Source organism: Bacillus sp. FSL H8-0545 (genome assembly GCF_038006105.1).
Lineage (GTDB): Bacteria > Bacillota > Bacilli > Bacillales > Bacillaceae_G > Bacillus_A > Bacillus_A cereus_U.
Genome location: NZ_JBBOUO010000001.1, coordinates 4,057,853 through 4,084,679, shown reverse-complemented (window position 1 = coordinate 4,084,679; position 26,827 = coordinate 4,057,853). Strand labels below are relative to the sequence as shown.

Sequence of the window (26,827 nt, the reverse complement as noted above, 5' to 3'; positions counted from 1 at the left end):
TTTTTGGGAGCGAGGTTTTTTTATTTTTAAAATTAGGAGGGTTCCAAATGGAAGCACGTTTAAAAGAGCTAAAGCAAAAAGCGTTAGAGCTTATTGAAGAAGCGAAAGAGCTAAAGGGCTTAAACGACGTACGCGTAGCGTATTTAGGGAAAAAAGGTCCAATTACAGAAGTATTACGCGGCATGGGAAAATTATCAGCAGAAGAGCGTCCACGTATGGGAGCATTAGTAAATGAAGTACGTGAAGCGATTCAAACGCGTCTAGAAGACAAAATTGGCAACTTAGAAAAAGCAGTAATTGAGGCGAAATTAGCTACTGAAACAATTGATGTTACACTGCCAGGTCGTCCTGTTGAAACAGGTTGTCACCATCCGTTAACAGCAGTTGTTGAACAAATTGAAGATGTATTCATCGGTATGGGTTATGAAGTAGCTGAAGGAACAGAAGTAGAAAAAGACTACTACAACTTCGAAGCATTAAACTTACCGAAAGATCATCCAGCGCGTGATATGCAAGATACATTCTACATTACAGAAGAAACGTTACTACGTACACATACATCTTCTGTGCAAGCACGTACGATGGAAAAGAATAAAGAAAAAGGACCGATTAAAATTATTTGTCCTGGTAAAGTGTATCGCCGCGATGACGATGATGCGACGCATTCACACCAATTCATGCAAATTGAAGGTCTTGTAATTGATAAAAACATTCGCATGAGTGACTTAAAAGGTACACTGCAAGTATTCGTGAAAAAGATGTTCGGTGAAGATCGTGAAATCCGTCTTCGTCCAAGTTTCTTCCCATTCACAGAGCCATCTGTAGAGATGGATATTTCTTGTATGATGTGTCACGGTAAAGGTTGTGGCACTTGTAAAGGGACTGGCTGGATTGAAATTTTAGGCGCAGGTATGGTTCATCCGAACGTACTTGAAATGGCTGGTTATGATTCAAAAGAATATCAAGGTTTCGCATTCGGTATGGGCGCAGAGCGTATCGCAATGTTGAAATACGGCGTAGATGACATTCGTCATTTCTATACAAATGATGTACGTTTCTTACAACAGTTCAAACGAGCGTAAGGGAAGGAGAGGATAAATATGTTCGTATCATATCGTTGGTTACAAGAGTATGTAGATATTAAAGATGTAACAGCACAAGAACTAGCAGATAAAATCACGAAAAGTGGTATTGAAGTAGAGGGTGTTGAAGTATTAAATAAAGGTGTAAAAGGTGTTGTAGTTGGTCACGTATTAGAATGTGAAAAACACCCAGAAGCTGATAAATTAAGCAAATGCTTAATCGATATTGGTGAAGAAGAGCCAGTTCAAATTATTTGTGGAGCTGCTAATATTGCAAAAGGTTTAAAAGTACCAGTTGCAAAAGTTGGCGCTGTACTTCCTGGTAACTTCAAAATTAAAAAAGCAAAACTACGTGGGGAAGCTTCTCACGGTATGGTTTGTGCTCTTCAAGAGCTTGGTATTGATGGGAAATTCGTTGCGAAAGAATATGCAGACGGTATCTTCATCTTCCCAAGTGATGCTGAAGTTGGTGCAGATGCACTTGAAATTTTAAACTTACATGATGAAGTGCTTGAGCTTGGTTTAACACCAAACCGTGCAGATTGCTTAAACATGTTAGGTGTTGCATATGAAGTGGCTGCTATTTACGGCCGTGAAGTGAAACTTCCAGCTATCAACTTACAAGAATCAGCAGAAAAAACAGCTGATTACATTTCTGTAAGTGTAGAAGCGAAAGAAGAAAACCCGTTATACATTGCGAAAATGGTGAAGAACGTAAAGATTGGTCCATCACCAATGTGGATGCAAACTCGCCTTATGGCAGCTGGCATTCGTCCAATTAGTAATGTAGTTGATATTACAAACTACATTTTAATGGAATACGGTCAACCGTTACATGCATTCGATTACGATAAATTAGGTTCAAAGGAAATCGTTGTTCGTCTAGCTAAAGAAGATGAAAAGATTCAAACATTAGATGATCAAGAGCGTAAATTACAAAGCCACCACCTTGTTATTACAAACGGTGAAAAAGCTTTAGCTGTTGCTGGTGTAATGGGCGGGGCGGATTCTGAAGTTGATAGTGAGACAGTAAACGTTCTAATTGAGTCTGCATACTTTGCAGGTCAAACAGTGCGCCGTACATCAAAAGACTTAGGTCTTCGTAGCGAATCAAGTGCACGTTTTGAAAAAGGAATCGACCCAACACGTACATTTGAAGCAATTCAACATGCAGCTGCTTTAATGGCAAAATACGCTGGCGGAGAAGCACTTGAAGGTGTAGTAGAAGCTGATAACTTACAAGTGCAAGAACGTACAGTATCTGTTACTGCTGAAAAAGTAAACCGTGTATTAGGTACAGATATTGCTGCGAGTGAAATGGGTACAATGTTCACAAACTTAAAATTCCCATTCACAGAAGTAGAAGGAACATTCCATGTGAATGTACCGGCACGTCGTCCTGACATTACAATTTCAGAAGACTTAGTAGAAGAAGTAGGTCGTCTGTATGGTTATGATCACATTCCAGTTACATTACCATCTGGAACAATGACACGTGGTAAATTAACATCAGCACAAACGAAACGTCGTAAAGTACGCCGCTTCCTAGAAGGTGCTGGTTTATATGAAGCAATCACATATTCATTAACAAGTGCTGACAAAGCGAAACAATACATGGTTGAACCAAACGAAAAAGCTCCTGTAAATCTTGCGCTTCCAATGAGCGAAGAGCGTAGCCAACTTCGTTTAAGCTTAGTACCACAATTGTTAGAAGCAGTTTCATACAATGTTGCACGTAAAAACGATAGCGTTGCTTTATATGAAGTAGGTTCTATCTTCTTACCAACAGAAGCAGGAGAACTTCCGAAAGAAGAACAACATCTTGCAGGTGTTATGACAGGTCTTGCTCTTCACCATGCATGGCAAGGTGAGAAGAAAGTTGTAGACTTCTTCGTTGTTAAAGGTGTATTAGAAGGATTATTCGACGTACTTGGCGTTGCAAACCAAATCACTTATGCACCAGCAAAACGTGAAGGTATGCACCCAGGCCGTACAGCTGACATCGTATTAGATGGTGAAGCAATCGGATTCATCGGTCAACTGCACCCGGAAACAGAAAAACAATTAGATGTGAAAAATACATTCGTATTCGAATTATCTCTTGCAAAAGTATTCGGTGCAGAAGCTGAGGAAACTTACTACTTAGCAATTCCACGTTTCCCATCTATGACACGTGATATGGCTGTTGTAGTAACAGCAGAAACAAAAGCTGGGGAAATGAAGCAAGTAATTGCTGAAGCTGGCGGAGAACTTCTAAAAGAAGTAACACTATTCGACTTATACGAAGGTGAAAAAATGGAAGAAGGCAAGAAATCACTTGCATTCTCTATGAACTACTTCGATGCAGAACGTACATTAACAGACGAAGAAGTAACAGAAGCACATAGCCGTGTATTAACAGCGGTAGAAGAGAAATTTGGTGCGGAGTTACGTAAGTAATAAAAGATTGCCGGATTAATTCCGGCAATTTTTTTTTATGATGCGATTGTCGAAAGTTGTTGGTAAGTCGATATATTATAAAAATCGCTGATATATTTGAAGTTACGGTCGATATATTATAAAAATCGCTGATATATTTGAAGTTGCGGTCGATATATTATAAAAATCGCTGATATATTTGAAGTTGCGGTCGATATATTGCAAAAATCGCTGATATATTTTCTGGCGTCTTGCATCTTTCCCTCGAATGTAGTACATTAATTTTAGTTTAACAAAACGAAAGACGATGATAAGGAAAAGTAGTATATACTATAATCTAAAGCGAGTCAGGGGCGGTGAGAGCCTGATGAGGCGGTATATGTGAAGAACACCTTGGAGTTGCTAACCGAAATTGAAACTTGTATTCAAGAGTAGACTTAGACGGGAATCCGGCCTGTTACAAACCGGGAAGTATGTATTACATACGAGTTAAAGTTGGTCTTTATGACAAATTGGGTGGTACCGCGAAGTTTAACCTTTCGTCCCTTTATGGATGAAAGGTTTTTTTGTATTTAAATATATGAGTAAAGGAGAATTTTACTATGGAAAACACATTAGTAAAAAGTCTGTATAGAGATACAGATAAATACGCAGATCAAACAGTACAAGTATCGGGTTGGATTCGTAACTTACGTGATTCAAAAGCATTTGGTTTCATCGAATTAAACGACGGTAGCTTCTTCAAAGGTGTTCAAATCGTTTTCGATACAGAATTAGAGAACTTCAAAGAAATTGCAAAGCTTCCACTAAGCTCTTCAGTTAAAGTAGAAGGTAAAGTAATTGCAACACCTGGAGCGAAGCAACCATTTGAAATTAAAGCAGAAAAAATTGATATCGAGGGCTTATCAGATTCTGATTACCCACTTCAAAAGAAGCGTCACACGTTTGAATACTTACGTACAATCGCTCACTTACGTCCAAGAACAAACGCATTCTCTGCAACATTCCGCGTGCGTTCTATCGCAGCATTTGCAATTCACCAATTCTTCCAAGAGCGTGGATTCGTACATGTTCATACACCAATCATCACTGGTAGTGATACAGAAGGTGCAGGCGAAATGTTCCGCGTAACAACGCAAGACTTAAACAACGTACCAAAAGGTGAAGACGGACAAGTTGACGAAGCAAAAGACTTCTTCGGTAAAGAAACAAACTTAACAGTAAGTGGACAACTTAACGCTGAAGCTTATGCATTAGCATTCCGTGATGTGTACACATTCGGACCTACATTCCGTGCAGAAAACTCAAACACAACTCGCCACGCAGCGGAGTTCTGGATGGTTGAGCCTGAGATTGCATTCGCTGAATTAGGTGATGTAATGGATCTTACAGAAGATATGCTGAAATATGCAATGAAATACGTACTAGAGCATGCACCAGAAGAAATGGACTTCTTCAACAGCTTCGTTGATAAAACAGTTCTAGAGCGCATGAACAACGTAATCAACTCTGACTTCGGTCGCATCACTTATACAGAAGCAATTAAAGTACTTCAAGAATCAGGTGCTGAATTCAAATACCCAGTAGAATGGGGTATTGACTTACAAACAGAGCACGAAAGATACTTATCAGAAGAAATCTTCAAACGCCCTGTATTCGTAACTGACTATCCGAAAGACATTAAAGCATTCTACATGCGTATGAACGAAGATGGTAAAACAGTAGCAGCTACTGACCTTCTAGTTCCTGGCATCGGCGAATTAATCGGCGGTAGCCAACGTGAAGAAAGAATGGACGTTTTAGTAGACAGAATTAAAGAATTAGGTATGAACGAAGAGGACTACTGGTGGTACTTAGAACTTAGAAAATACGGCGGTACAAAACACGCTGGATTCGGTCTAGGTTTCGAGCGCTTCCTAATGTACATCACTGGTATGGCTAACATCCGTGACGTAATTCCATTCCCAAGAACTCCAGGTTCTTCAGAGTTTTAAGATAGAAAAAAGCGAGAGCAACTGCTCTCGCTTTTTTTGTTTGGAAAAATGTTGTTCATAGGTTCGTTCATATCTCACATATAGTAAAACGAATGAAATATTTATGGGCAAGGGAAGGGGTTTTTGTACAATGGGGGAAATTCCAAGTCATACAAAGTGGACATTGCGTGACAAGTATATAGTAATCACTGGTGCAACAAGTGGTATTGGATTAGCGGCAGCTAAGGCATTTGCGGAGCGCGGTGCCAAGCTAGGAATCATTGCACGTAACGAGGAAAAAGCGAATGCTGCTATTGCTCAAATTAAGGATGTAACGAATGGGGATGTGATGATAGATTTATTTTTAGCTGATATGGCTTCCCAACAATCTATACGCCGGGTAGCTACTGATATTTTAGAAAGGTGTCCGAGAATAGATATATTAGTGAATAATGCTGGTGCTTTATTTCAAACAAGGCAGCTTACAGAGGACGATTTGGAGATGACTTGGGCGGTTAACCATTTAGGTCCATTCCTAATCACTAATTTGCTGTTGGAGCGTTTAAAAGAAAGTGCTCCTGCTCGTGTCATTACCACCGCATCTCACGGTCACAAAATGGCTAAAAAGGGAATTGATTTCGGTGATCTAGATGCAGAACAACTGTATCGTGGTGTTAAGAAGTTCATGGGCGGTCCTACAATGCGTTATGCGCAAACAAAACTAGCTAACATTTTATTCACCTTTGAATTGGCACAGCGGTTGGAGGGAACGGGTGTTAGTGCTTATAGCTTTGACCCGGGGCTAGTGAATACGAATTTTAACCAGGACAATGGTCTGGTTGCTCGCTTAACTATGGCAGCAATGAAACCTTTCTCTCGTACACCCGAGAAAGGTGCTGAAACTCTAATATGGCTAGCAGAATCAACTGAATTTACTGATCATAGTGGTTATTACTATGCCGATAAGCAAATAGGAAAAATGTCTGAAGCCGCCTTGGATAAGGATGCCGCAAAACGTCTATGGGACATTAGTGAAAAACAGACAGGAGGATAAAAGGGTAGCCAGTATATGTTCAGATGGTTATGCTGAATAGTTTTTTACTCTTAAGTGAAAAGTAATCTTGGGGGTGATTGTAATGAGTAAGAAAGTGAAAACAGACCATTCTAGATCAAGCTTAGGTTCTCCGGAAGTGGAAGGACAAGGAACGACTACGCATGAAACGGGTTCTTATAAAGTACCTTCATCAAATAAGAAGCAGAAACGAAGTTAAACATAAAAAGGGAGTCATGGAGACTCTCTTTTTTAGGTGAATAGTAAATGAATATATATCAGATTAAATTTAAATATATAGATATGGAGAAGAAGTGCGGCAAAAATAGGAACGTGTGAGATCCTATTTATCCATTTTTCATTCATAAAAGGCGAAAAGAATTCAATTCTTTTCGCCTTGTTTAGTTCATCCATATCCTGTCGATACTAAAAAGTAGTTATTTTTTCAGTAACCGAAACGCCTTCTCTGTATTAGCAAAATGCACTTTCACAAACTCAGGTAGTCTTTCTTTACCGACTTTTTGAATTAATTTAGCAGCGGCAATATCAACTTGTTTACCAGCACCTTTCGGAAGTTGCATACCAGCTGTTTTGCTTAGTTCGTCAAATTGTTTTACGAATGAGTAACGAGCTAAAATAGAAGCGGCGGCTACTGCTAAATGGACACTTTCACCTTTTGTAGCGAAATAAACATTTTCACGCTGTACCTGTTTTTGTTTCGCTAAATATTTATAGTATGTATCAGGCTGTGTAAATTGGTCGATTAAGATGCCCTCAGGTGTTGTAGGCGCGATTTTTGCTAATAAGTTTGTGATGGCTTTATTATGCAGTAAAGCCTTCAGTTTACCTTGGTTGTTTCCTTTATCAAATAGCTCATTATATTTTTCATTATGAAGAACGAGAGAGCTGTAAGGAACAACGTGAAGGAGTTGTTTTGCAATCTCAGCAATTTGAGCATCATTTAAGTTTTTGGAGTCTTTTACACCGAGTTCTTTTAAAAGTGGAATTTGCTTCGCATCCACATATACAGCAACTACTGTCATCGGTCCGAAATAATCACCAGTACCTACTTCGTCTGATCCTAAAATAGACATTGTGCCGATGGAAGCGGGCGGCGCATAACGATGTGAATTGACCGATTTTTTTACAGCTGATTTTGGTGTTTGAGAGACGGTTTGCCAACGAGAAGCTTCTGCTTCAGCACGTCCACCTTGAAACATCACTTTCCCTGATTTATAAGCTGTAATTGTGCAAGATGGAACCTTTGCCATAAAGATACCGCCTTGCGGAATTTTGGGGCTAAGTGCTTGTTTGTATTGTTGTTTCATGTCTTCAATTACTGTAGAACTTGTTTGTATTACGATAGAATTTGACAAAATGGTCGCTCCTTTTTTATGTTGTTATTTTTATCATATCGGATTGTTCTTTCTGTTTCCATATTATGATGGTTCATGGTATGATAAACTTTAGGATTCTGTACGTGATTGGAGGCCGGTGAGTTGTCACAACAAAAGGGAAATAAAAGTCGAATTAATGTAGAAATATATGGTCAACAATATTCAGTTGTTGGCGATGAAAGTACAAGTCATATCCGCATGGTAGCAGCGATTGTGGATGATAAAATGCGCGAACTCAATGCCAAGAATCCTTCGCTTGATACGAGTAGACTAGCGGTATTGACGGCGGTAAACGTCATACACGATTACATAAAATTAAAAGAAGAACATGAGAAATTGAAAGAAAGTATGACACAAAAAGGAATTGAATAAACATGATTGATATTATTATCATTTTATTGCTTGTTATGGGATTCTTCCTCGGTTTACGCAGAGGATTTATTTTGCAACTTGTAAAGTTAACAAGCTTTATTATCGCATACCTCGTTGCATACTGGTATTGTAAAGATTTAGCGCCAGCACTTGCGAAAATTATTCCGTATCCATTTGATAAGAATGTTTCTGTTCCAGAATGGATAGATGCGAATAATATTGAGGGTGTCTTCTATCAAGCAATTGCGTTTATCGTATTATTTATTATTACAAAAATCGCACTTTCACTACTTGGTAATTTACTGAATATGTTTGCAGAAATCCCAGTTTTAAAGCAAGTCAATGCGGTTGCTGGGGCACTTCTTGGCTTTTTAGAAGTGTATATCATTCTGTTTGTCTTAATTATTGTTGGATCAATTCTTCCAATTGAACAAATACAAACACCATTACAAAAATCATCAATTAGCAAAATAATTGTAGACGATACACCGATTCTTTCTGAAAAGGTGAAGGAACTATGGCAGACAGGTAGCAGAGTGTAACTTCTCTTTTTTCGGAAAGAGAAGTTTTTTTCTATGAAAGAAAGGCGGGGCAATGATGAAAGTGAATAAAAAACAAGTTATCAAATTACTAGAGACAATCGGCCTGTTTATGGAACTAAAGGGTGCAAATCCATTTAAAATATCTGCATTCCGTAAAGCGGCGGCAGCACTAGAAAGTGATGACCGTAGTCTTTCTGAAATTGAAGATTTCACAAAGATTCCAGGTATCGGAAAAGGAACGGCAGCAGTTATTCAAGAATATATAGAATCGGGAACATCTGAAGTACTACAAGAACTTGAAAAAGAAGTACCAAGCAGTTTATTACCACTATTAAAACTACCAGGCCTTGGTGGTAAGAAGGTGGCCAAGTTATACAAAGAACTTGGTGTTGTTGATATGGAAACGTTAAAAGCTGTTTGTGAAGAAAATAAAGTACAAGCTTTAGCTGGATTCGGTAAGAAAACAGAAGAGAAAATATTAGAAGCAATTGATCAAGTAGGCTCTCGTCCAGAGCGTTTACCAATTGCGATGGTATTGCCTATTGCCGGGGAAATAGAGGAGAAATTGTCGAATGTTGCTGAAATAATTCGTTTCTCACGCGCTGGTAGTTTACGCCGTGTTCGTGAGACAGTGAAGGACTTAGATTTCATCATTGCAACGACAGAGCCAGCAGTAGTACGTGAACATTTACTACAATTTGATAATATGATTGAAGTGATTGCAAGTGGAGATACGAAAGTATCTGTTCGTCTTCAATATGAATATGATATTTCAATTGACTTCCGCTTAGTAAAACCAGAAGAATTTATTACAACTCTTCACCATTTCACAGGATCAAAAGACCATAACGTAAAAATGCGCCAAATTGCGAAAGATAGAGGCGAGAAAATTAGTGAGTACGGTGTAGAAAACTTAGAAACAGGTGAAGTGAAAACATTTGAAACGGAAGAGGATTTCTTCGCTCATTTCGGTCTTCCATTCATCCCACCAGAAGTGCGTGAAGATGGAAAAGAAATTGAATTAATTAAAGAGTATCCGAACTTAATTCAGTTCTCTGATATACAGGGTGATTTACATATGCATACAACGTGGAGTGACGGTGCTTTTTCAATTGAGGAAATGGTACAAGCATGTCGTGCTCGTGGGTATAAATTTATGGCAATTACTGATCACTCGCAATACTTGAAAGTAGCGAACGGTTTAACGAAAGAGCGTCTTCGTGAACAAGCGAAAGAAATTGAACGTATGAATGAAAAGTATCCAGACATTACAATTTTGCGCGGAATCGAAATGGACATTTTACCAGATGCGACACTTGATTTTGATGATGAAGTATTAGCAGAACTAGATTATGTCATTGGAGCCATTCACTCTAGCTTCTCACAAGACCGTGAAACGATTATGAAACGTCTTCGCACTGCACTTGAGAATAAACATGTGACAATGATTGCCCATCCGACAGGACGTCTTCTTGGGCGCCGTGAGGGTTACGATGTAGATACAGATTTATTAATCCAGCTCGCAAAAGAAACAAATACAGTTTTAGAATTAAATGCAAATCCAAACCGTCTAGATTTAAGTGCGAAATTATTAAAACAAGCACAAGATGCTGGTGTAAAAGTAGCGATTAATACGGATGCTCATACACTTGAAATGTTAGAAGATATGGAAACAGGTGTAGCGGCAGCACGTAAAGGTTGGATTCAAAAAGATAACGTGATTAACACATGGGATATTGAACGTTTATTAGACTATATTAAACGTAATAAGTAACACAAGGGGGACCTGCAACATGTTAGAAAGAACGTTGCGTGTATTAGAATACAATAAAGTAAAAGAACAATTACTTGAACATACAGCATCTTCACTTGGTCGTGATAAAGTGAAGAATTTAGTGCCAAGCACAGATTTTGAAGAAATTGTGGAACTGCAAGAAACAACGGATGAGGCAGCGAAAGTTATCCGTTTAAAAGGACATGTACCACTTGGAGGGATTTCTGATATTCGCTCAAATGTTAAGCGTGCGAAAATTGGAAGTATGTTAAGTCCGCATGAGTTAATCGAAATCGCAAGTACGATGTATGGTAGCCGCCAGATGAAACGATTTATTGAAGACATGGCTGAGAATGGCGTAGAGCTTCCAATTCTAGAAGGACATGTCGCGCAAATTGTATCTTTATATGATTTAGAAAAGAAAATTACAAACTGTATCGGTGACGGCGGTGAAGTAGTCGATAGCGCAAGTGACAAATTGCGTGGTATTCGTAACCAAATTCGTACTGCGGAAAGCCGTATTCGTGAGAAATTAGAAAACATGACGCGTTCTTCAAACGCACAAAAAATGTTATCAGACGCAATTGTAACGATTCGTAACGAACGTTACGTAATCCCAGTAAAACAAGAATACCGCGGCGTATATGGTGGTATTGTTCACGATCAATCTGCTTCTGGACAAACGTTATTTATAGAACCGCAAGTAATCGTGGAATTAAATAATGCGCTTCAAGAAGCACGTGTGAAAGAAAAACAAGAAGTAGAACGCATTTTAATGATGCTAACAGAAGAAGTAGCAGTGGAAGCTGATATCGTTCTATCAAACGTAGAAGTAGTTGCAAATCTTGATTTTATTTTTGCGAAAGCTCTTTATGCGAAGCGAATTAAAGCGACGAAGCCAATCGTAAATAATGAACGCTACATGGATTTAAAACAAGCACGCCATCCGCTTATTGATCCGGAAATTATCGTGCCAAATAACATTATGCTTGGTAAAGACTTTACAACAATCGTTATTACAGGACCGAATACAGGTGGTAAAACAGTTACACTTAAAACAGTCGGTATTTGTGTCTTAATGGCGCAATCTGGTCTTCATATTCCGGTAATGGATGAATCAGAGATATGTGTATTTAAAAACATCTTTGCTGATATCGGTGATGAGCAATCGATTGAACAAAATTTAAGTACATTCTCTTCTCATATGGTAAACATTGTAGATATTTTAGAAAAAGCTGATTTTGAAAGTTTAGTCCTATTTGATGAATTAGGTGCTGGGACAGATCCGCAAGAAGGGGCTGCACTAGCGATTTCTATTTTAGATGAAGTATGTAACCGTGGTGCTCGCGTTGTTGCAACGACGCATTACCCAGAATTAAAAGCATATGGATACAATCGTGAGCAAGTTATTAATGCGAGCGTTGAGTTCGATGTGAATACATTAAGCCCAACGTACAAATTATTAATCGGTGTACCAGGACGTAGTAACGCCTTTGAAATTTCGAAGCGTCTTGGTTTGTCTGATCGCGTTATTGATCGCGCTCGTAACCATATTAGTACAGATACGAACAAAATCGAAAATATGATTGCAAAGCTAGAAGAAAGCCAAAAAAATGCAGAGCGCGAACGAAAAGAAGCGGAAGAACATCGTAAGCAATCTGAAAAACTTCATCGTGAATTACAGCGTCAAATTATTGAATTTAACGATGAGCGCGATGAAAAATTATTAAAAGCGCAAAAAGAAGGGGAAGAAAAAGTCGAAGCTGCGAAGAAAGAAGCAGAAGGCATTATTCATGAACTTCGTCAATTGCGTAAAGCGCAGCTTGTAAATGTGAAAGACCATGAGCTTATTGAAGCGAAGAGCCGTCTAGAAGGGGCAGCGCCAGAGCTTGTGAAGAAACAAAAAGTAAATGTGAAAAATACAGCGCCGAAACAACAATTACGACCAGGTGATGAAGTAAAAGTGTTAACGTTCGGTCAAAAAGGTCAATTGCTTAAAAAAGTAAGTGATACAGAGTGGAGCGTACAAATTGGTATTCTGAAGATGAAAGTGAAAGAATCCAATATGGAATACATTAATACACCGAAGCAAACTGAGAAAAAAGCAGTCGCAAGTGTGAAGGGTAGAGATTATCACGTGTCGTTAGAGCTAGACCTTCGCGGTGAACGTTATGAAGATGCAATGATGCGCGTTGAAAAATATTTAGACGATGCACAGCTTGCAAGCTATCCTCGTGTGTCAATTATTCACGGTAAAGGAACAGGAGCGCTTCGCCAAGGTGTACAAGATTACTTGAAGAAACATCGCGGCGTGAAAACCTACCGCTACGGTGATATGGGCGAGGGAGGCCTAGGCGTAACAGTTGTCGAATTAAAATAGCAAACAACCAAACAAAAGGGGAAACCATTATATGTTTATGGACAAACTTGCAAAAGTATTGTTAGCTTGTTGCGGAATATTTTTGGTGATTGGGGTAATTTATTTAGTTGTTTTTGCGAAGTAAAGGAGCGTCAATCTTGGCATAATGATATTGCCATGGATTGACGCTTTTAATCTATAAGAAAAGGAATAAAACATGAAAATCAACCAATACATAAGCGAAGTAAAATCCTGCTCAAGACGCGAAACAGACCGTCTTATTAAAGCAGGACGTATCGCGATTAACGGTGAAATTTGCACGCACGGTACAATCGTGAGCGATGGTGATGTTGTAACGATTGATGGACAGGTTATTGCAAAAGAAGAGAAGGAAAAGGTGTATATCGCCTTTCATAAACCAGTTGGAATTACTTGTACAGCAGCTGATCATATTGAAGATAATATTATTGATTATATCAATTACCCAGAGCGAATCTTTCCTGTTGGACGGTTAGATAAAGCGTCGGAAGGACTCATTTTATTAACGAATGACGGCACGATTGCCAATCGAATTCTACACGGTGATTATGAGCATGAGAAAGAATATGTTGTAACGGTTGATAAGCCTTTTACAGATTGGTTTATTGATATGATGTCCAGTGGTGTAAAGATTAAAGATGGAATAACAAAGCCATGTAAAGTGATAAGAGTCGATCAATCAACAGTTCGCATCGTTTTAACCCAAGGAATGAACAGGCAAATTCGCAGAATGAGCCGTGCTTTCGGGTTTACTGTAACAAAGCTAAAGCGAGTACGCATTATGAATATAGAGCTGAATGGACTAGAATCTGGAAAATGGCGAAACATTACAGCTGACGAATTAGAAATATTAATAGGGCAGTTATAGGGAGAAAAGTTTTCTCCCTATATTTTTTTGTCAGAAAAAATAAAACTATTGATTTTTTAGAAAATAGCCCATATAATAAAAAACAACAAGTTTCGACAAAATATTTTATAAAAGTAATGATGAGGACATGAGTTGTTTTTGACGATTCTCAGAGAGGGAAGCCTTAGGCTGTGAGCTTCCTAATACGGAAAGACAAACTTACCACCTCTAAACTTCAAGAGTGAACTGCGTGATGCATTGTAATTCTTGGCGGATAAAACCGTTATCAATTTACACGAGCTATAAAATGAGCTTATTTCGTTATAAATTCATTTTATTAGAATAAGGGTGGAACCACGATTTCAACACTCGTCCCTTTGTTAGGGACGGGTGTTTTTTGCGTTATTTTATAGGGAAGTATGCTTGAAAGAGGATATGTGACGGGATTTAATTCAGAATATTTTGTTAATCAGATAATTATTTAGGAGGTTAGTAGAAATGAAATCATCTTTAAAGTTTTCTGAGATGTTTGCAATAAGCTTAATGTTATTTGCACTGTTTTTCGGTGCAGGTAATATGATTTTTCCACCAGCGTTAGGACAAGGTGCTGGAACAGATGTATGGATCGCGTTATTTGGCTTTATCGTAACAGGTGTAGGACTGCCTTTATTAGGAGTTATTGTTATAGCTCTAAAGGGAGATATTAATGAATTAGCAGGACGTGTACATCCTGTATTCGCACTTGTTTTTATCACTGCAATTTATTTATGTTTAGGCGTATTCGTAAGTGTTCCACGTACAGGAACAGTTGCTTACGAAATGAGTGTTGCACCGTTTTTACCAAGTGAAATAGCTGGTCAATCATATCCACTTGTTATCTTTACACTTATTTACTTTGCAGTAACTTTCTATTTAGCTTTAAACCCATCGAAATTAGTGGGACGCATCGGTAAAGTGTTAACTCCAATTTTGTTAGCTGTTATTGCAATTATTGTAGGTAAAGCACTTATTACACCAATTGGAGAATTTGGTGCACCGACAGAAGCATATAGTGCTCCTCTTTTTAAAGGTTTTATCGACGGATATTTAACTTTAGATGGACTTGCAGCACTTGTATTCGGAAATGTAGTCATCAATGCTTTAAAATCAAAAGGCATCACAAATAAGAACAGCATTGCGAAAGTAACAATCTTTGCAGGATTTATTGCAGCACTTGGTTTACTTCTTGTTTATTTAGCGCTTGCTTACCTTGGAGCTTCTAGTGTTTCGCTTGGAATGGGTGCAAACGGAGGAATTATTTTAACAAACGCCGTAAATCATTTATTTGGTAATTACGGAACATTATTACTTGGCATCGCAATTACAGCAGCATGTTTAACGACTTCTGTAGGTATTGTTGCAGCTTGTGGAGAATATTTCTCTTCGTTATTACCAAAGCTTTCTTATCAAAAAGTCGTTTTCATTTTTTGTGTATTAGCATTTATGGTAGCGAATCTTGGTTTAACTCAGTTAAATGCATTAGCATTGCCAATTTTAATTGCAATTTACCCAATTGGTATCGTACTGATCGTATTATCACTCGTTGAAAACTACGTTCGTCTTCCGTTAGCGATGTATGTAGGTGGTATTGTAGGGTCATTTGCGATTAGCTTCTTTGATGGATTGCACAATGCGAATCTTCAAATTGCTGCACTAACACCTATTTTAAATAAAATCCCATTATATAGCGTAGGGATTGGTTGGTTAGTTCCAGGTATGATCGGTATAGGAATTGGTTATATAGTTTCTAAGTTTCAAAAGCAAGAAATTGCTGTAGAAAAATAGAGAAAAGAGGCTTTCTATGAAAGGAAGCCTCTTTTTTTGTAGAAAAAGCCGTATATAAAAAAATTTAGATATTAAAAAAATTATACGTAATATAGTTGACAATAAAATTAGCATTAGGCTAAGATTGACTTAGTTGTGGAAATATTGGAAGGGAAGTGAGGGGAGCAGGGGAAGAGGTTTTCTATGACTATATCATTTTTGGAAGAAGAGGTGATAGAACAATAGAATTAGGTAGTTTATTTTTTTTGTGGTCTGTTGAGAATGATAATCAGTAAAGAGATTGAATTATTTTAGAGTGCTTTTTATAGGGAATATAGAGGGATATTATATTTTTTGACCTTTAGTGAGAATGATAATCAACGATACTTACATTACATAAAGTAATGACAATGAAATAAAGGTAGAAGAGATTATTTTTTTTCTTATAAATTGAGAATAATTATCATTTTCAAATTATAAAACGAAAGATAAACAAGGAGGAAGTAAGTAAAATGAGAAAGTTTTCAGTATTACCCGCATTTATTATAACGTTAGTATGTATGCTAGCTTTTCTCGTAATACCATCTGGACAAGCCTCAGCAAAATTAGCTGATGGTACTTACGATATTAACTACGTTATCAAAAAGGCGGAAGATGATTCAGCTTCAATGGCAAATGATTATTTTGAAAAACCAGCTAAGTTAATTGTAAAAAATGGTGAGATGAGAGTACAAGTTCCAATGAATCATAGTGCTTGGATTACAGAATTTAAAGCACCAGAGAATGGTAATTTCGTTGATTCAAAAGTAATTAGCAAAGACGAAGCAGCAGATAAAAGAACGGTTGAATTTAAAGTTGATGATTTATCTAAACCGTTAGGAGTAAAAATTCATGTTGTTGTACCAAGTGCAAACTACGACCATCATTACACAGTTCGCTTTGCGTTTGATGCGAATGTAAAAGCTGTAGGCGGCGATAACAATGCAGCTGGTGTAACAAAAACTGATGATCAAACTAAAAAAGATGGCCAAGTAAAAGAAGAGAAAACGAAAGTAGATAACAAAGAAACAAATAAAGATACAAAAAAAGAAACAAATGAAAGTGGAAAAGCTGAAAAAATAGATAATCCAAAAACAGGCGACGAAGCACGTATCGGATTATTTGCAGCGTTAGTTTTAATCTCAGGTGTTTTCTTAGTTCGTAAAGTGAAGTTAAGTAAATAAATTTTAAAAAGGAGAGTCATTCTATTGAACAGGTATTTTAAAATTGTTGTTGCAATGTTTCTAACGATTTTTACATTCGTATCAACGCTACAACCACTTGCAGTTCAAGCAGCTACAACTTTAGCTGACGGTGAATATTCAATTGGTTTCAAAGTTTTGAAAGATACATCAGATGAAGAATCAATGATGAATCAATATTCTATAAGCCCGGGGACTTTGAAAGTAAAGGATGAGAAAAAGAAAGTATCCTTTACGTTAACGCATAGTTCATGGATTACGAAGTTTGAAACAGAAAAAGGTAGTCAATTCGTTGATGTAAATGTAGTTAGTGAAGATACAGAGAGCGATACAAGAGTAGTAGAATTTGATGTAGAAGATGTAGAGAAAATATTAAATGCGAAAGTAAAAGTTGATATTGATGCTTTTAATTATCATCATTACTATGACATTCGTATTTCATTCGACCAAAATAGCATTACACCAATTCATGTAGAAAAACCAGATGAAAAAGAGGACCCAGCTAATAAGCCAGATCCAAATGAAAATCCGGATCCAAGTCAGAAGCCCGACCAAAAGCCTGACTCAGATCAACAACCAAATTCTAACACAATTAAAGATGGTGCGTACAGCATTCCATTTAAAGTGTTAAAAGATAAAACAGATGAAGAATCTAAAATGAATACTTACATGGAAAATCCAGGAGTATTGAAAGTAGAAAATGGTAAGAAAAAAGCGATTGTAACGCTAAAAAGCAGCTCATTAATTAAAAATTTCCAAACGGAAAAAGATGGTACATTTGTTGATGCAAAAGTAGTGAGTGAAGATAAAGAAAAAGGTACAAGAGTCGTAGAATTTGAAGTGGATGATTTATCTAAAAAAATAAATACAAAAGTATTTATTGAGGTGGCATCACAAGGTTACAAGCAAACTCATGACGTACAACTTGTATTTGATCAAAAGAAACTTGAACCAATTAAAAATGAAGAGAAACAACCGGATGAAGATAAAAAGCCGGATGCTGAAATAATTAAAGATGGTGCGTACAGCATTCCCTTTAAAGTGTTAAAAGATAAAACAGATGAAGAATCTAAAATGAATACTTACATGGAAAATCCAGGAGTATTGAAAGTAGAGAATGGTAAGAAAAAAGCAATCGTAACACTAAAAAGTAGCTCATTAATTAAAAACTTCCAAACGGAAAAAGATGGTGCATTTGTTGATGCAAAAGTAGTGAGTGAAGATAAAGAAAAAGGTACAAGAGTCGTAGAATTTGAAGTGGATGATTTATCTAAAAAAATAAATACAAAAGTATTTATTGAGGTGGCATCACAAGGTTACAAGCAAACGCATGACGTACAACTTTTATTTGATCAAGAAAAACTTGAACCAATTAAAAATGAAGAGAAACAGCCAGATGGAGATAAGCAACCAGATGGAGATAAGCAACCAGACGGAGATAAGCAACCAGACGGAGACAAGCAACCAGACGGAGACAAGCAACCAGATGGAGATAAACAACCAGACGGAGATAAACAACCGGATGCTGACACAATTAAAGATGGTGAATACAGTATCGGTTTTAAAGTGTTAAAAGATAAAACAGAAGAAATTTCAATGATGAACACATATACGAAGAGCCCAGGCGTATTGAAAGTGAAAGATGGCAAGAAGTATGTATCCTTCACAGTAACGAATAGCTCATGGATTACAAAGTTTGAGTTTGAGAAAAATGGTGCGTTTGTTGATGCAAATGTATTAAATACAGATACGAAGGCTGATACAAGAGTAGTGGAAGTAGAAGTAGATGATTTATCGAAAAAATTAGATGCAAAGGTGAAAGTGGATATTGATTCAATGAATTATCATCATTTCTACGACATTCAATTTGCATTTGATAAAGATAGCATTCAGCCAGTAGATAACCAAGGTGGAAACGATAACCAGGGTGGAAACAATAACCAAGGTGGAAACAATAACCAAGGTGGAAATGACAACCAAGGCGGAAATAATAACCAAGGTGGAAATGACAACCAAGGCGGAAACAATAACCAAGGTGGAAATGACAACCAAGGTGGAAACAATAACCAAGGCGGAAATAATAACCAAGACAATAACACAACAATTGATCCAAATGCTCTTAAAGATGGTGAATACAGTATCGGTTTTAAAGTGCTAAAAGATAAAACAGACGAAATTTCAATGATGAACACATATACGAAGAGTCCAGGCGTATTAAAAGTGAAAGATGGTAAGAAATATGTATCCTTCACAGTAACGAATAGCTCATGGATTACAAAGTTTGAGTTTGAAAAGAATAGTTCGTTTGTCGATGCGAAAGTATTAGGTACAAATAAAGAGCAAGATACAAGAGTAGTGGAAGTAGAAGTAGACGACTTATCGAAAAAGTTAAATGCAAAAGTGAAAGTGGATATTGATGCGATGAACTACCATCATTTCTATGATATTCAATTTGCATTTGATAAAGGTAGTATTAAAGCTTTAGGTAATCAAGATGGAAACAACATTCCAGGCGGAAACGATAACCAAGATGGAAACAATAATCAAGGCGGAAACGATAACCAAGGTGGAAGTAACAACCAAGATGGAAACAATAATCAAGGCGGAAATAATAACCAAAATGGACACATAACAGTCGATCCGAAAAATTTAAAAGACGGTCAATATGATGTTGCTTTTAAAGTGTTAAAAGATAAAACGGATGAGATTTCAATGATGAATCAATATGTTGTAAATCCAGCTAGATTAACAGTGAAAGATGGTAAGAAATATGTTGCGATGACACTGAAAAATAGTGCGTGGATTACGAAGTTCCAAACAGAAAATGCTGGTGCATTTGTTGATGCAAAAGTAGTGAGTGAAGATAAAAATGCAGATACGAGAGTGATAGAGTTTGAGGTTGATGATTTATTTGCGAAATTAAATGCGAAAGTAAAAGTAGATATTGATTCGATGAACTATCATCATTTCTACGACGTGCAAATTCAATTTGATACAAATAATATTGGTGCAGTAGGAACTATTAAAGAGGATCCGAAAAACGATCCGAAGAATGATCCGAAAAATCCAGTGATTACACCGAAAGTAGACAATGCAAAAACAATCGGTAATCCTGATTTCAACCGAAATGCAGACGGTAAGAAGCAAAATGAAAATGCGAAGAATGATGTGAAAAAAGAGAAAAACTCAAAAACAGCAGATACAGCACAGATTGGAATGTATATGTTGCTATTACTAGGATCACTTGCTTTCTTAGTTCGTAAATATAGAGCAGGTAGACTGTAAAATTTGGAGTCTTGATGCATGGTTTCATGCATCAAGACTCGTTTCATATTGTACCGAAAGGAGTGGTGATTGAGAGTGAAGAAAATCACGAGTGTATTCATGGCTATCATTCTTTTATTTAGTATAGCTGGGTGCTCATCACCCAAAAAAGAAACGGCAAAAAAGGTAAAGAGCAGTAGTGAGGAACGTGTTATTGCAACGACAGTTGCTGTGACTGAAATTATGGATGCATTAGAAGTAGATTTAGCAGGTATTCCTACAAGTTCTAAAACTTTGCCAAAGCGCTATAAAGGTTTACCTGAAGTTGGGAATCCGATGAGTCCTGATATGGAAAAAGTAAAATCAATGAAACCATCAGAAGTATTATCTGTTACGACGCTTGAATATGAGTTGAAGCCAGTTTTTAATGAAGCAGGCATTAAGGCAAACTTTTTAAATTTAACGAGTTTAAAAAACATGCAAAATTCAATTACAGATTTGGGTAAAACATATGGGCGTGAGAAACAGGCTGAAGCAGTCGTAACAAAGTTCGATAAAAAAGTTGCAGACATTCAAAAACAAGTGGAAGGGAAGAAAGAACCGACAGTCCTTATTTTACTTGGAGTACCTGGAAGTTATTTAGTTGCGACAGAACACTCCTATATTGGGGATTTAGTAAAACAACTAGGTGGTAAAAATATCGTACAAGGTGAGAAAGTAGAATATTTAGCTTCTAATACAGAGTACTTAAAAAAAGCTGATCCAGATATTATTTTACGTGCAGCGCATGGTATGCCAGATGAAGTTGTGAAAATGTTCGATAAGGAATTTAAAACGAACGACATTTGGAAGCATTTTGCCGCAGTTAAAAATAATAGAGTGTACGATTTAGAAGAGCGCTTATTTGGAACGACGGGGAATTTAGCAGCTATTGAAGCCTTAGATGAATTAAAGAAAATGATGTATCCATGATGCATGTATAGATAAAGGAAGATTGAGATGAATAAAAAAATTTGGAGTTTCTTCATCGTCACAGTATTACTAGTTATTATGACTACTGTATCCGCTGTGAAAGGTAGTTTAGAAATAGGTGTCATTGATCTTTTTCAAGGTATATTTACAGGGACAAATGAAGAAGTTGAAGTCATTAAAGATTTACGTTTCCCGCGCATCATTATTGCACTTTTCACTGGAGCGGCGCTTGCTGTTTCTGGTGTGCTTTTCCAAGCAGTTATGAAAAATCCACTTGCGGATGCTGGGGTTATCGGGATATCTTCAGGGGCCAGTTTTATGACGCTTGTTATCATTACGCTATTCCCTCAGTTCTTTTTCTGGACACCACTATTCGCGTTTTTAGGCGGTGCGTTTGCTTGTTATCTCGTTTATGCGTTTTCTTGGAAATCAGGTTTAAGTCCGCTGCGTATCATTTTGATCGGTATAGCGATAAATGCGATGTTTACTGGTTTAAATGAATCTTTCGTTACGATTTGCGGATATTTCATTAAAAGTATTAAGCAGACGACAACATCTAATATAACGATGAAGACATGGGGCGATGTGGAAGTACTTGTTACATATGGATCAATCGGCCTTATACTTGCACTGTTTGTAGGGGCGTGGTGTAATTTATTATCTCTACAAGATAAAACGGCTAAAAACCTTGGACTTCACGTGACGAGGGTACGCCTTATTATTTCTGTCATTGCTGTTCTTTTAGCAGCTGTATCAACTGCAATTGCGGGTGTTATCGCTTTCGTTGGATTACTTATCCCGCATATTTCAAGGCAACTGGTTGGATCAGATCATAAAGTACTTATTCCATTTTCAGCCCTTGCAGGTGCGTTATTAATTTTAACGGCAGACACAATTGGTAGGCTAATCGTACCGCCTAATGAAATTCCAGCGGCGACGATTATGGCAGTCATCGGTGGTCCGTTCTTAATATTCTTGCTTAGAAAGAGTGATCGAGTTCATGGAAATTAAAAATGTAACCTTTTCTTATGATAATGTAACGGATCGTTTAAAGTCTGTTAGTAGTGAGATAGAGGTTGGAAAAATTACAACAATTATTGGTCCAAATGGTTGTGGGAAATCAACATTACTAGGTGTTATGTCGCGAAATCATGATCCCCGTAGCGGAGAAGTAATGCTAGATGGGAAAGCTATTAGCCAGTATAAGCCGAAAGAGTTTGCTAGAAAGCTAGCGGTCGTTCATCAGCAAAATGAGGCGCCAGCAGATATTACAGTTGAAAAATTGACGAGTTTTGGGCGTATGCCATATAAAAATATTTTTTCTACACAAACGGATGAGGATAGCGAAGCAATAGAAAGAGCATTGACGTGTACGAGACTACAAGATAAGCGTGATAAGCCAATACATGCATTATCTGGTGGGGAAAGGCAACGTGTTTGGATTGCGATGACTTTAGCGCAAAATACGCCCATGCTGTTTTTAGACGAACCAACGACGTATTTAGATATTTACTATCAGCTTGAAATATTAGAGTTAGTGAAAGAGTTAAATGAAGTACATGGTTTAACGATTGTTATGGTATTACATGACATTAATCAAGCAATCCGTTATAGCGATCATATTATCGTTATGAAAGATGGAGAAATTGTGATGAAGGGTAAGCCAGGTGAAGTCGTAACGGAAGATATGATCAAGACGATATATGGTGTAGACGTTGTTGTAAAGCACGATGAAGATACAGGATTGTATATGGTGCCAATGGGTATTTGATAGGCGACTAAATCCCTTTGGTAATCCGTTTTGAGGTGATAATTTGAGCGGCAAGAAAGAAAAGAAAAAGAATTCCTTTTTTCAAAGAATACTTACAGTTGCTTTTTTAGGTATCTTTTTCTACTCCGTGTATGAATTAGGCGGGATGTTCATGGATTACTATGAAAATCGCAAAGTAATGGCTGAAGCACAAGATATTTATCAAAGGAGTCCGATGGAAGAAAAATCATCAGATGGAGCAGTACGTGCACAGTTCCAAGCCTTACAAAAAATTAATCCAGAAATAGTTGGTTGGATTACGATGGATGATACGCAAATTAATTATCCGATTGTTCAAGCGAAAGACAACGATTACTATTTATACCGTAATTATAAAGGTGAGGACATGAGGGCAGGCAGTATTTTTATGGATCATCGTAACGATGTAAAATCTCAAAATCGAAATACGATTCTATACGGACATCGTATGAAAGACGGCTCTATGTTTGGGAGTCTTAAAAAAATATTAGAAGAAGATTTCTTCATGTCTCATCGCAAATTGTACTACGATACTTTGTTTGAAGGATATGATGTAGAAGTATTTTCAGTATATACAACGACAACTGATTTCTATTATATTGAAACGAATTTTGGAAGCGATGAAGACTATGCATCTTTTCTAGAAAAAATTAAGGAAAGATCACTCTATCAAACAGATACAAAAGTGACAGCGGATGATCAAATTTTAACACTTTCTACATGTGATTATGCACTGGATTCAGAGGCTGGTAGACTAGTCGTGCACGCGAAGTTGGTGAAAAGAAATTGAAAAAAGAAAAGGTATAGAAGTAGAGAAGATATATTACTTCTCATACTTCTATACCAATTATTAAAACCGAAGTTATTGAGCCGCAGCAATTGGCATACGAACAATTTTAACATCATAGAATGAGATTTTATTATCGATAATAAAATCTGGTAATCCACCACGGTGTGAATGCGCATCTTTAAAGGCCGTACTCTTTGTCCAACCTTGGAAATCCTCTTTTGCATTCCAACGAGTGCTAATCGTTACTTCATCATAATCAACTGTATTTTCAGTTAGAAGAACTTCTAGTCCTAAGAAACCAGGCATCGTTTCAACTTTACCTACTTTATTAAAGCGCTCAATTAATTTATGTGCGTCACCCTTCGTAATTTTAGATGTATTTGTAACAATAATCATTTCTTTATTCCTCCTATAAATCTATCATTATTTTCATCGTTTCATATACATTAAATGATAGTGAAAATCATTATCATTGTCAATGGTAATGATAAAATATATAAGTTTTTTTTCGATTAAGCGAGAGGATGAGCTAGTTGTACGAGCAAAGCAATAATATGGTATAGTGAAACGAGGCTTTTTTCAGCCTCATTTTTTACATTGCTTCCTACTAATTAGAAAGCATTCAAATGGAAAGGAAGACATTACATGCGATCTGAAGTAACTATAAAAATAAAACCGAAATTTATAAAAGAAATTAAAAGTGGATATCCGCTTATTTTAAAAGATGCGATTCAAAATTTAAACGATATTCGTGAAGAAGGGACAATCATCAAGGTAGTAGATGAGAAGAACCAATTTATCGGAAAAGGCTATTATGGAAAACAAAATAAAGGGTATGGCTGGATTTTAACGAGAAAAGAGAAAGAGCAAATAAATCAGGATTTCTTTGAAAGTAAAATAAAATCTGCTTTACATAAACGAAAAGATTTTTATAAATCAAATGATACAACAGCATTCCGTGTGGTAAACGGTGAGGGTGACGGTCTTGGTGGCTTAATTATCGATTATTATGACGGCTATTACGTAATTAGTTGGTATAGTGAAGGGATTTATACTTTCCGTGATGAGATTGTAGCAGCGCTTCAAAAAGTAGCAAACTTCAAAGGGATTTATGAGAAAAAACGTTTTGATACGAAAGGAAAGTACATTGAAGGTGATGATTTCGTAACAGGAGAGCGCGGTGAGTTCCCACTTATCGTAAAAGAAAACGGTGTAAACTTTGCTGTATATTTAAATGACGGGGCGATGGTTGGTGTATTTTTAGATCAACGTAACGTTCGAAAACAAATTCGTGATAAATATGCAAAAGGAAGAACAGTTTTAAATATGTTCTCTTATACTGGAGCTTTCTCTGTATTTGCAGCACTTGGCGGCGCAAGTAAAACAACAAGTGTTGACCTTGCAAATCGTAGCTTAAGTAAAACGATCGAGCAGTTTAGTGTAAATGAAATTGATTACGAAGCACAAGATATTATTGTAGAAGATGTATTTCTATATTTCAAATATGCTGCTAAGAAAAAGATGAAATTTGATATGGTTGTACTTGACCCTCCAAGTTTTGCACGCTCAAAAAAATATACGTTCAGTGCGGCGAAAGATTATAAAAACTTATTAAAAGAAACAATTGCGATTACAGAAAATAACGGTATTATCGTTGCTTCTACAAATTGTAGCGCATTCGATATGAAAAAGTTTAATGGCTTTATCGATACAGCATTCAAAGAAATGAACGGTAAATATAAAATATTAGAAGAACATTCTTTACCAGAAGATTTCCGTACAATTGATCAATTTAAAGAAGGAGACTATTTAAAAGTAGTTTTCATCGAGAAAATTAAAGGTTAATAAAGAAAAAGGAGCTCAAGTTTAAATGAGCTCCTTTTCTTATTGAATGATATTTTGGACTCTGCCAACTTGCCCGTCCTGCAATCGTACTTTAATGCCGTGCGGATGAGAGGGTGAGTTAGTTAAAATATCTTTTACAATTCCTCTTGTTAGCTTGCCTGTACGTTGATCTTGTTTTAACACAATATCAACCGCAAGACCTGGCGCGACGTTAGATCGTTTTTGCCCGCTCATTTATACACCTGTACGTCTACGTTGGTTGTTTGTTTTCTTCGTTTGTTGGTTTTGTAATTTTTTCGTTTCTTGACTTTGACTTCCATTATTTGAGCCGTTTCCATTTCCTTGCTTTTTCTTTGCAAGTTGTTCGCGCATTAAATCAGCTAAGCTTACTTTTTTGTTTTCTGACATGATAAGTCTCCTTTATATAAAGTTAATTATGAACAATAGTAGTGAATTTCATCATATCATTGTTAAGGAAGGAAGGGAAGTTGGTTTGAAAATTCATATAATTGTACCAACTAATTTGCAGTTGCGATACAATTGAATTGTTAATGTTTGTGAAAAGGGGATAGAAATATGTCATATCATATTTTATTAGTTGAAGATGATATCTCAATTCAAGAGATGGTTGAAACATATTTAGTAAAAGAAGGTTTTCAAGTTACAATCGCATCTGATGGAGAAGAAGGAGTTAACGCATTTTTAAAAGGTTCATTTGATTTGATTATTCTCGATATTATGATGCCAAAGTTAGATGGCTTAGAGGTTGTGCGAATCATTCGAGAAAAAAGTGCTGTTCCGATTTTAATGATGTCGGCAAAAGATACAGATGTTGATAAAGCGATTGGCTTAGGGCTTGGAGCGGATGATTACATTTGTAAACCATTTTCTATGATTGAATTAGCAGCACGTGTAAAAGCTGCTATTCGAAGATCTACAAAGTATTCAGCTGTGGAATCAAAAGATGAGGCCATTCAGATTGGTGATTTAATAATTGACCCAATTAATTTTACTGTGGAGAAAAAGGGAAGACAGCTTAAACTTACTTTAAAAGAATTTGAGATTTTAAAGCTATTCGTGAAGAATCAAAATCGTGTTTTTACGAAAGCGCAAATATATAAGCTTGTTTGGAATGAAGAATATTATGGTGATGATAATGTTATTAATGTTCATATGAGAAGATTACGTGAGAAAATTGAAAGTGATCCATCTAATCCAGAATATATTAAAACATTATGGGGCATCGGCTATAAGTTGGAAGTGATGTAG

Annotated in this window: 23 protein-coding genes and 3 other annotated features (1 of these 26 only partly in view); of the genes, 19 read left to right on the top strand and 4 right to left on the bottom strand. The window is 36.8% G+C overall.

Annotation, left to right across the window (positions count from 1 at the left end; all coding sequences use genetic code 11):
• Nucleotides 1-4: a binding site (T-box leader), on the top strand (it extends 225 nt beyond the left edge of the window).
• Between the two features lie 43 nt (nt 5-47).
• From pheS to MHI07_RS21365, 5 genes are all read left to right on the top strand, one after another.
• Nucleotides 48-1,082, top strand: coding sequence for a phenylalanine--tRNA ligase subunit alpha (pheS, locus tag MHI07_RS21385; RefSeq protein ID WP_002015457.1), 1,035 nt, complete (start codon nt 48-50; stop codon nt 1,080-1,082).
• An 18-nt stretch (nt 1,083-1,100) separates the two neighbouring features.
• Nucleotides 1,101-3,521, top strand: coding sequence for a phenylalanine--tRNA ligase subunit beta (pheT, locus tag MHI07_RS21380; protein WP_340826142.1), 2,421 nt, complete (start codon nt 1,101-1,103; stop codon nt 3,519-3,521).
• Between the two features lie 277 nt (nt 3,522-3,798).
• Nucleotides 3,799-4,050 (top strand) — a binding site (T-box leader).
• Between the two features lie 52 nt (nt 4,051-4,102).
• Complete coding sequence (asnS, locus tag MHI07_RS21375; RefSeq protein WP_016106310.1) at nt 4,103-5,494, top strand: asparagine--tRNA ligase; 1,392 nt, start codon at nt 4,103-4,105, stop codon at nt 5,492-5,494.
• A gap of 130 nt (nt 5,495-5,624) precedes the next feature.
• Nucleotides 5,625-6,527: an SDR family oxidoreductase gene (locus MHI07_RS21370; protein WP_215579796.1), complete on the top strand. Its 903-nt coding sequence runs from the start codon at nt 5,625-5,627 to the stop codon at nt 6,525-6,527.
• Nucleotides 6,528-6,609: 82 nt separating this feature from the next.
• A complete protein-coding gene (locus MHI07_RS21365; protein ID WP_002112167.1) occupies nt 6,610-6,744 on the top strand; it encodes a YuzL family protein in 135 nt (44 codons plus the stop codon).
• 217 nt (nt 6,745-6,961) lie between these two features.
• Here the strand turns inward: MHI07_RS21365 and rnhC are convergent, their stop codons facing one another.
• A complete protein-coding gene (gene rnhC, locus MHI07_RS21360; protein WP_002160282.1) occupies nt 6,962-7,900 on the bottom strand; it encodes a ribonuclease HIII in 939 nt (312 codons plus the stop codon).
• A 123-nt stretch (nt 7,901-8,023) separates the two neighbouring features.
• Here rnhC and zapA point away from each other — a divergent pair, with 123 nt between their 5' ends.
• From zapA to srtB, 12 genes are all read left to right on the top strand, one after another.
• On the top strand, nt 8,024-8,293 hold the full coding sequence (zapA, locus tag MHI07_RS21355; protein WP_002112165.1) for a cell division protein ZapA: 270 nt from the start codon (nt 8,024-8,026) through the stop codon (nt 8,291-8,293).
• 2 nt (nt 8,294-8,295) lie between these two features.
• Nucleotides 8,296-8,835: a CvpA family protein gene (locus MHI07_RS21350; protein ID WP_002015450.1), complete on the top strand. Its 540-nt coding sequence runs from the start codon at nt 8,296-8,298 to the stop codon at nt 8,833-8,835.
• 55 nt (nt 8,836-8,890) lie between these two features.
• On the top strand, nt 8,891-10,609 hold the full coding sequence (polX, locus tag MHI07_RS21345; protein ID WP_070129045.1) for a DNA polymerase/3'-5' exonuclease PolX: 1,719 nt from the start codon (nt 8,891-8,893) through the stop codon (nt 10,607-10,609).
• A 19-nt stretch (nt 10,610-10,628) separates the two neighbouring features.
• The gene (locus MHI07_RS21340) at nt 10,629-12,989 is read left to right on the top strand and encodes an endonuclease MutS2 (RefSeq protein WP_002160284.1); all 2,361 of its coding nucleotides are present in this window, start codon (nt 10,629-10,631) and stop codon (nt 12,987-12,989) included.
• 196 nt (nt 12,990-13,185) lie between these two features.
• On the top strand, nt 13,186-13,875 hold the full coding sequence (locus tag MHI07_RS21335; RefSeq protein WP_340826134.1) for a 23S rRNA pseudouridine(2604) synthase RluF: 690 nt from the start codon (nt 13,186-13,188) through the stop codon (nt 13,873-13,875).
• A gap of 107 nt (nt 13,876-13,982) precedes the next feature.
• Nucleotides 13,983-14,234 (top strand) — a binding site (T-box leader).
• Nucleotides 14,235-14,352: 118 nt separating this feature from the next.
• Entirely contained in the window at nt 14,353-15,678 is a 1,326-nt protein-coding gene (gene brnQ6, locus MHI07_RS21330; RefSeq protein ID WP_002160287.1) for a branched-chain amino acid transport system II carrier protein BrnQ6, read from the top strand.
• 491 nt (nt 15,679-16,169) lie between these two features.
• The gene (isdC, locus tag MHI07_RS21325) at nt 16,170-16,880 is read left to right on the top strand and encodes a heme uptake protein IsdC (RefSeq protein ID WP_340826131.1); all 711 of its coding nucleotides are present in this window, start codon (nt 16,170-16,172) and stop codon (nt 16,878-16,880) included.
• Nucleotides 16,881-16,904: 24 nt separating this feature from the next.
• Complete coding sequence (locus MHI07_RS21320) at nt 16,905-20,183, top strand: NEAT domain-containing protein (protein WP_340826127.1); 3,279 nt, start codon at nt 16,905-16,907, stop codon at nt 20,181-20,183.
• A gap of 69 nt (nt 20,184-20,252) precedes the next feature.
• Entirely contained in the window at nt 20,253-21,134 is an 882-nt protein-coding gene (gene isdE, locus MHI07_RS21315; protein ID WP_002160292.1) for a heme ABC transporter substrate-binding protein IsdE, read from the top strand.
• Nucleotides 21,135-21,161: 27 nt separating this feature from the next.
• Nucleotides 21,162-22,145 (top strand): FecCD family ABC transporter permease, encoded by a 984-nt coding sequence (locus tag MHI07_RS21310; protein WP_340826124.1) that lies wholly within the window; start codon nt 21,162-21,164, stop codon nt 22,143-22,145.
• The gene (locus MHI07_RS21305; protein WP_002199223.1) at nt 22,135-22,905 is read left to right on the top strand and encodes an ABC transporter ATP-binding protein; all 771 of its coding nucleotides are present in this window, start codon (nt 22,135-22,137) and stop codon (nt 22,903-22,905) included. The genes MHI07_RS21310 and MHI07_RS21305 overlap by 11 nt, the downstream gene beginning before the upstream one ends.
• Before the next feature lie 43 nt (nt 22,906-22,948).
• Nucleotides 22,949-23,713 carry a class B sortase gene (gene srtB / locus MHI07_RS21300; protein ID WP_340826122.1) on the top strand — a complete coding sequence of 255 codons (765 nt, stop codon included), beginning with the start codon at nt 22,949-22,951 and terminating at the stop codon, nt 23,711-23,713.
• Nucleotides 23,714-23,785: 72 nt separating this feature from the next.
• Here srtB and isdG read toward each other — a convergent pair whose 3' ends face one another.
• Nucleotides 23,786-24,109 carry a heme oxygenase gene (gene isdG, locus MHI07_RS21295; protein WP_002112144.1) on the bottom strand — a complete coding sequence of 108 codons (324 nt, stop codon included), beginning with the start codon at nt 24,107-24,109 and terminating at the stop codon, nt 23,786-23,788.
• Nucleotides 24,110-24,358: 249 nt separating this feature from the next.
• On the opposite strand from isdG, the gene MHI07_RS21290 reads away from it, so the two are divergent.
• On the top strand, nt 24,359-25,558 hold the full coding sequence (locus MHI07_RS21290; protein WP_002112143.1) for a class I SAM-dependent rRNA methyltransferase: 1,200 nt from the start codon (nt 24,359-24,361) through the stop codon (nt 25,556-25,558).
• A 39-nt stretch (nt 25,559-25,597) separates the two neighbouring features.
• Here MHI07_RS21290 and MHI07_RS21285 read toward each other — a convergent pair whose 3' ends face one another.
• Complete coding sequence (locus MHI07_RS21285; RefSeq protein WP_002160297.1) at nt 25,598-25,792, bottom strand: YwbE family protein; 195 nt, start codon at nt 25,790-25,792, stop codon at nt 25,598-25,600.
• Nucleotides 25,793-25,966 carry a hypothetical protein gene (locus MHI07_RS21280; protein WP_002015431.1) on the bottom strand — a complete coding sequence of 58 codons (174 nt, stop codon included), beginning with the start codon at nt 25,964-25,966 and terminating at the stop codon, nt 25,793-25,795.
• Nucleotides 25,967-26,134: 168 nt separating this feature from the next.
• Between MHI07_RS21280 and MHI07_RS21275 the strand changes: the two genes are divergently transcribed.
• Entirely contained in the window at nt 26,135-26,827 is a 693-nt protein-coding gene (locus MHI07_RS21275) for a response regulator transcription factor (protein WP_002112137.1), read from the top strand.

Coding starts and splice junctions, on each gene's coding strand:
- pheS (WP_002015457.1), top strand. CDS start 48: ATGGAAGCACGTTTAAAAGAGCTAAAGCAAAAAGCGTTAGAGCTTATT.
- pheT (WP_340826142.1), top strand. CDS start 1,101: ATGTTCGTATCATATCGTTGGTTACAAGAGTATGTAGATATTAAAGAT.
- asnS (WP_016106310.1), top strand. CDS start 4,103: ATGGAAAACACATTAGTAAAAAGTCTGTATAGAGATACAGATAAATAC.
- MHI07_RS21370 (WP_215579796.1), top strand. CDS start 5,625: ATGGGGGAAATTCCAAGTCATACAAAGTGGACATTGCGTGACAAGTAT.
- MHI07_RS21365 (WP_002112167.1), top strand. CDS start 6,610: ATGAGTAAGAAAGTGAAAACAGACCATTCTAGATCAAGCTTAGGTTCT.
- MHI07_RS21350 (WP_002015450.1), top strand. CDS start 8,296: ATGATTGATATTATTATCATTTTATTGCTTGTTATGGGATTCTTCCTC.
- polX (WP_070129045.1), top strand. CDS start 8,891: ATGAAAGTGAATAAAAAACAAGTTATCAAATTACTAGAGACAATCGGC.
- MHI07_RS21340 (WP_002160284.1), top strand. CDS start 10,629: ATGTTAGAAAGAACGTTGCGTGTATTAGAATACAATAAAGTAAAAGAA.
- MHI07_RS21335 (WP_340826134.1), top strand. CDS start 13,186: ATGAAAATCAACCAATACATAAGCGAAGTAAAATCCTGCTCAAGACGC.
- brnQ6 (WP_002160287.1), top strand. CDS start 14,353: ATGAAATCATCTTTAAAGTTTTCTGAGATGTTTGCAATAAGCTTAATG.
- isdC (WP_340826131.1), top strand. CDS start 16,170: ATGAGAAAGTTTTCAGTATTACCCGCATTTATTATAACGTTAGTATGT.
- MHI07_RS21310 (WP_340826124.1), top strand. CDS start 21,162: ATGAATAAAAAAATTTGGAGTTTCTTCATCGTCACAGTATTACTAGTT.
- MHI07_RS21305 (WP_002199223.1), top strand. CDS start 22,135: ATGGAAATTAAAAATGTAACCTTTTCTTATGATAATGTAACGGATCGT.
- isdG (WP_002112144.1), bottom strand. CDS start 24,109: ATGATTATTGTTACAAATACATCTAAAATTACGAAGGGTGACGCACAT.
- MHI07_RS21290 (WP_002112143.1), top strand. CDS start 24,359: ATGCGATCTGAAGTAACTATAAAAATAAAACCGAAATTTATAAAAGAA.
- MHI07_RS21285 (WP_002160297.1), bottom strand. CDS start 25,792: ATGAGCGGGCAAAAACGATCTAACGTCGCGCCAGGTCTTGCGGTTGAT.
- MHI07_RS21280 (WP_002015431.1), bottom strand. CDS start 25,966: ATGTCAGAAAACAAAAAAGTAAGCTTAGCTGATTTAATGCGCGAACAA.
- MHI07_RS21275 (WP_002112137.1), top strand. CDS start 26,135: ATGTCATATCATATTTTATTAGTTGAAGATGATATCTCAATTCAAGAG.